General features: G+C 68.9%; 6 protein-coding genes. 3 read left to right on the forward strand and 3 right to left on the reverse strand.

The window, feature by feature from the left end; all coding sequences use genetic code 11:
* The 3 genes from NL1_RS35480 to NL1_RS35490 form a co-directional block, all read left to right on the forward strand.
* Positions 1 to 796, forward strand: a 796-nt coding sequence (locus tag NL1_RS35480; RefSeq protein ID WP_067849231.1) for a DUF4328 domain-containing protein, incomplete at its 5' end; no start/stop codon positions are given.
* On the forward strand, positions 793 to 1,560 hold the full coding sequence (locus NL1_RS35485; RefSeq protein WP_067849234.1) for a glycerophosphodiester phosphodiesterase: 768 nt from the start codon (positions 793 to 795) through the stop codon (positions 1,558 to 1,560). The genes NL1_RS35480 and NL1_RS35485, both read left to right, overlap by 4 nt.
* Positions 1,561 to 1,618: 58 nt before the next feature.
* A complete protein-coding gene (locus NL1_RS35490) occupies positions 1,619 to 2,539 on the forward strand; it encodes a DUF5926 family protein (RefSeq protein ID WP_067849236.1) in 921 nt (306 codons plus the stop codon).
* 261 nt (positions 2,540 to 2,800) lie between these two features.
* Here NL1_RS35490 and NL1_RS35495 read toward each other — a convergent pair whose 3' ends face one another.
* The 3 genes from NL1_RS35495 to NL1_RS35505 all read right to left on the reverse strand — a co-directional run bounded on the left by NL1_RS35495 (position 2,801) and on the right by NL1_RS35505 (position 5,162).
* Complete coding sequence (locus NL1_RS35495; RefSeq protein WP_067849239.1) at positions 2,801 to 3,349, reverse strand: ferritin; 549 nt, start codon at positions 3,347 to 3,349, stop codon at positions 2,801 to 2,803.
* 70 nt (positions 3,350 to 3,419) lie between these two features.
* Positions 3,420 to 3,965: a ferritin gene (locus NL1_RS35500; RefSeq protein ID WP_067849242.1), complete on the reverse strand. Its 546-nt coding sequence runs from the start codon at positions 3,963 to 3,965 to the stop codon at positions 3,420 to 3,422.
* A 9-nt stretch (positions 3,966 to 3,974) separates the two neighbouring features.
* On the reverse strand, positions 3,975 to 5,162 hold the full coding sequence (locus NL1_RS35505; RefSeq protein ID WP_067849245.1) for an LCP family protein: 1,188 nt from the start codon (positions 5,160 to 5,162) through the stop codon (positions 3,975 to 3,977).
* Positions 5,163 to 5,579: the final 417 nt, after the last annotated feature.

The raw sequence follows: 5,579 nt of genomic DNA on the forward strand, positions 1-5,579 counted from the left end.
AGCCGCCACGCTCGCCGGCTGGGTCACGCCGCTGCTGCTCGTCACCGCGGGGATGTTCGCGCTGGCCGCGGTCGCCGAACTGGTGCGCTACGTGATCCTGGTGGTCAACCGGACTCGCCTCATCGACCCGCTGGCGCTGCGTTTCTCGGACTGGCTCCTCACCGGGTCGTCCTTGTTGGCGCTCGCCCTGGCGCTCGGCAGCGCCATCGCCCTGCTCGGCTGGTTGATCGAGACTCGGCGCGCCGTGTTCGCGCGGGCGGGCCGCAGCGATCCGCGCCCCGCGGCGCTGCTCGTGCTCGGCTGCCTGATTCCGGTGGCCAACCTGGTGTGGCCGGGGGTGTTCCTGACCGAGATCGCCGCGGAACGCGGCGACCCGAGAGTGCTGCGGGCGGTCCGTGTCTGGTGGTTCGCCTGGGTTTTCGGCGGGCTGACGGTCGCGGCCGCGCTGCTCTGGCGGACCGCGGACTCGTTGCAGGTCAAGGCGGACGGCGTGGTGTTCACGGCATGGACGGACGCGGTCGCCGCGGCCGTGACGGTGTCGACGCTCTGGATGGTCCGGCTGCTCGACGGGCGTGACCTGTTCGGCAGGATCCGGCTGGCGCACCGCTGGGTGGTCGCGGTCGATCCGGCGGTGCCGGTCATCGAGCCGGTGCATCCGGGCGGCGCGGCGAGCATCGAGCCGCAGGCACGGGATGCGGCCGAGCCGCGGCCACGGGATGCGGCCGGCGCCGTGATCGCAAAGGATCGGGATACCGACAACGGTGCTGTTCAGCACGAGGAGGTCATGGCCAAGTGAGCCAGAGCAGTCGCGCACCGTTCGTCGTCGCGCACCGGGGCGCTTCGGCGGCGCTTCCCGAGCACACGCTCGCCGCATACGATCTCGCACTCCAAGAAGGCGCCGACGGCGTGGAATGCGACGTCCGGCTGACCAGGGACGGACATCTGGTCTGCGTGCACGACCGCACGGTCGACCGCACGTCGTCGGGCTCCGGGCTGGTCAGCGAGATGACGCTCGAGGAGTTGCGCACGCTGGATTTCGGCGCCGACGGCGAGCCCGCCGCGGTGCTCACCCTCAGCGAGCTCATCGAACTGGTCCTGGACTGGCGCAGCAGGCCCACCAAGCTGTTCATCGAGACCAAGCACCCGGTCCGCTACGGCGCGCTGGTGGAGAACAAGCTGCTCGCCGAGCTCCAGCGCTTCGGTATCGCCACGCCTGCCTCGGCGGATCATTCGCGCGCCGTGGTCATGTCGTTCGCGGCGACCGCGGTGTGGCGCATCCGCCGCGCGGCGCCGCTGCTGCCCACCGTGCTGCTCGGCGAGTCCTCGCGGTACCTCGGCGGCGGAGCCGCCACTACCGTCGGCGCCACGGCCGTCGGCCCGTCGGTGAAGACGCTGCGCGAGCACCCGGATCTGGTGGACAAGGCCGCCGCCGCGGGCCGCGCCACCTACTGCTGGACGGTGGACGACCCCGAGGACGTGCGTTTGTGCGCCGACCTCGGCGTCAGCTGGGTCGCGACCAACCATCCCGGCCGCACGAAGACCCTGCTCGCAGCCGCCTGAGCCACGCTATCGGCGCGCATTGCGGCGGTGGTCACAGCACCCTGTAGTTTGAGCCCTCGTGGGTAAGAGCAAGCGCAACAGTCCGAAGCCCGGAGGGAACCGGGCGCAGCGTCTCGCCGAGCGAAAGGCGGCGCTGGAGCAGGCGGCTCAGGCCGTCACCCGGCCGTTCGAGGGGCTGGCCGCGGAATGCGATCTGGTCGCACTGCGGGAGTTCGTGCCGTCGGCGACCGCGACGCTGAAGCTGTCGCCCGAGGTGGCCCCCGAGCGTTCCGTCGTGCTCGCCACGGTGCTACCCGGCGCGGTGGCCGCGCTGGTGCGCGCGGGCGATCAGCCGACCGGTTACGTCGGCACACAGGTGCAGTTCCAGGGACCCGATCCCGCCGCCGATCTCGCCGCGGCGATCCTGTGGACCCAGTCCGCCGAGCCCGGCGACTCGCTCACTTCCGTCGAAAGTGTCGCGGGCGGTCCGCGACTCGCCGATGTGATCGATCCCGGCGCGGATCTGGAACTCACCGTGCACCAGGACTTCGACTGGTGGGTGCCGGAGGGCGTGACGCCCGATGCGCAGGTCGCGCAGACCATCGAACAGGCCAAGCAGGCGATCATGCCGTCGGCGCGGCTGGAGCTCGGCGCCGATTCCGTCGGCGCGGCCTGGTGGGTGGACGCGGGCGAGAAGGCGCACGTGCGCTGGGTGCGTCCGGAGAACGAGGACGACCTGATGCAGGCGCTGGCCCGGCTGCACGCCTCGGGCGGGCTGCACATGGGTGAAGGTTCGCGCTTCGCGGGTTCGTTCCGCACGCACGGACTGCTGGTGCCGGTGTTCGACCTGGATCCGGAGCGCCACCCGAGCGAGTGGAACGAGCAGGCCGCCGAGTTCGGCGCCCGCCTGCTCGCCGCGCTGGCCACCGATTCGCCACTGACTTCCGACGAGCGTCGTTCGCGCGACGGTTTGCGGTCGCGTCAGGTGACCCTGCGCTGACTCCGGAAATTTCCCGGAGGAATTTTGTGAAAAACGCCTCTTTCAGACTCTGCCGCGCGTTAAGTTCTCACCATCACCGTTACTGGTGATGGTGAGGATTACCTCACCGCACAGATGAGGAAAGTAGGAAACACCATGGACGCCATTCTTGCGCTGCTCAAGACGCTGCTCAGCTCGTTGAGCGCCAGCTGAGGCAACCATCTCGGTCGGAACAGGCCCAGCTCGTCGCGAAGAGCTGGGCCTGTTTGCCGAATGACCTTTTTAGAGGGAACCGCCCGCTGTCGACGGTGCACCCGAGGTATCGGACGGAGTACTCATCTCCCGCGCGATGAAATTCTCCAGATCGAACAGGTTCGAGCCTGCGCGGTCGGCGATGTTGAGCAGGGTCGTCATATGTGCGACCTCTTCGACCTGCTCCTTCAGGAACCACTGCATGAACTGCTCGCCGAGGTAGTCACCCTCCTCGCGGGCCGTGCTGGCCAGCCGGATGATCTGGTCGGTGACGGTCTTCTCCTGGGCGAGCGCGAGGGCGATCGGCTCCCGGACATTGTCGAAATGGGACTTCGCCGCATCGACACCGGAAAGGTCGACACTGATATCCCGGTCGAGGAAGTACTGCACGATCATCATCGCATGATTACGTTCTTCCACGGCCTGCGCGTAGAACCGCTTGGCCAGCTGTGGCAGATCCGCATTGTCGAACCACACCGCGATCGCGATGTATTGGTGTTCGGCATTGAATTCGTGCCGGATCTGGTCGTGGAGCAGACTGTGGAATTTGCTGCGTGGGGACTCCGGATGGCTGGACATGTCGCCACATTATCGCTGGTCAGGGCGCGTGTCATCCAAGTGCACCCTTATTGAGGCTAGTATTGCCTAATTAAATGTTCGCTGCGCCAGCCATTTTCGGCGCGGAAATGTCTGGCTTTGCCGGTGCGCGCACCTCGCGCGCCACGAACTGCTCGACGTCGAACAGGTTGCCTTCCCTGTCGATTACCGTCAGCAGCGTTGTCACCCCGGCGACGTTGTCCACCTGCTCTTTCAGGAACCACTGGAGGAACCGCTCGCCCAGGTAGTCGCCGCTGTCTCGCGCGGCCTTCGCGAGCGCCGTCACCTGCGAGGTGCAGGCACGCTCGGCCTCGAGCAGGAATGCCATTGCCGCGCGCGGGGATTCGAAGTCCGAGCGGATCGAGTCCAGGTCCCCGACCCGCGCCCCCATATCCCGGTCGAGCATGTACTGCACGATGCGCATCGAGTGCCCGCGGTGCTCCTCCGAGCGGGCGTAACAATGTTTGGCCAATTGCGGAAGCCGGATCGCGTCGAAGTAGACCGCGGCGGCGAGATACTGCTGCGCGACGGTGAAGCCGTGCCGGATCTGATCGCGCAGCAAGGCCGGGAAGGGCTGGGCGCCATCGGTGTCGGACATACTTCGACGCTACCGCGTGAGCAGCTCTTCCGGGATGGATCTGTCGTTGGCGAGTGCATCGAAAAACGCGCTCGCCTTCGTCTTGTCCCACAACAGCACGTTGCCGCTGCCGGAGACATCGTCGAACCCGCCGACCGGCACCGTGGTCGCGACCGTGTCGCCGCGCATCGCCCAGCCGAGACGGCCGAGGTCCCAGATGTGATCGTCCTCGTCGACTTTCAGCGAGCGCGCCGTGTCACCCGCCAGCGGCCACAGTGTGAACGGATTCGCCAGGGTGGCGCCGCTGGTCGCCTTCTCCAGCAGTGCGGCCATGAAGAGGCGCTGGTTGTTCATCCGGTCGATGTCGGCGAGCGCGGTCGCCCTGCTACGCACGAAACCGAGCGACTCCGGGCCGTCCAGCTTCTGGCAGCCCGCCTCCAGGTTGATTCCGGCGAGCGGGTCATCGATGGGTTTCGGCACGCAGACGTCGATGCCGCCCAGCGTGTCGACGATGCTCGCGAAACCGGCGAAACCGATCTGGGCATAGTGATCGATGCGCAGGCCGGTCGCGGTCTCCACGGTCTGCACGAGCAATTGCGGCCCGCCGATGGCGAAGGCGGCGTTGAGCTTGTCCTTGCCGTGGCCGGGGATGCCGACGTACGAGTCGCGCGGGAGGCTGACCAAGGTGGTGGGACCCGACTTCGGGATGTGCACCAGCATGATCGTGTCGGTGCGCTCGGGGCCGACGTCACCGCCGGTGGCCAGCTCCTGTTCCTGGTCGGGGGAGAGCCCGTTGCGACCGTCGGAGCCGACGAGCAGCCAGTTGGTGCCGGGTGTGTTGCCGACCCGGTCGGCGTATCCGGCCAAGGCGTCGATGCGGGTCAGTTTGCCGTCGAGGTTGATCACCGCTGCGACCGAGGCGACCACCAGGACCAGCAGGAACACCAGGAACCACCGGAACGGATGCCGTTTGCGTCGCGGGCGCGGGGCACTGGCGGCGTGCGGCGGGGCGGCAGGCGGCGGTGGTGGTGTGCCGCGGCGTCCGCGCGGGCTCGGGGCGTGGGTGCGCGGGACGGGATCGTGGAACGGCTCCGGCTGCTGCGTCGGCGCGTACTCCGGCTCCGCCTTGCGCATCCGTGGCGGCGCCTCGTGCGATTCCTGGGGGACCCGCGAGTAGGCCAGTTGTTGTGCGTGGGGATCGGCGCCGTCGCGGCGCAGGACTTTGGTTCGTTCGACGGGGTAAGGGCTGGGATGGCCGTGCTCGGCCGGTTGTCCCTGCGGCGGGCGGCCGTGGGGTGCGGCGGCGTCGCGCGGGATGGCTCCCGGGCCAGCGGCGTGGTCCGCAGAAGAGCGCGGCCGAGGTGGTGGAGCGTTGTGGCCGTGCGCGGCGGCATGGCCTGGACCCGCACCGGCGGCGTGACCAGGCGAGGCGTCGGCTCCGCCGGGACCGGGTACGGAGCCGCGGCCCTGCGGCGGCACGCCGGGTCGGTCGTGCGGCGGAGCAGCGGGATGGTTCGGTCGCGGCGCGGCGTTGCCACCCGGCGGGATGCGCCCCGGAGGCGGCGCGGCATGGCCCGGACGTGGGGCGGCGTGGTCCCGCGGCGGGGCGGCGGGGTGCTGCGGTGCAGGTGGGAC

Source organism: Nocardia lijiangensis NBRC 108240 (assembly GCF_001613045.1).
Taxonomy (GTDB): Bacteria; Actinomycetota; Actinomycetes; order Mycobacteriales; family Mycobacteriaceae; genus Nocardia; species Nocardia lijiangensis.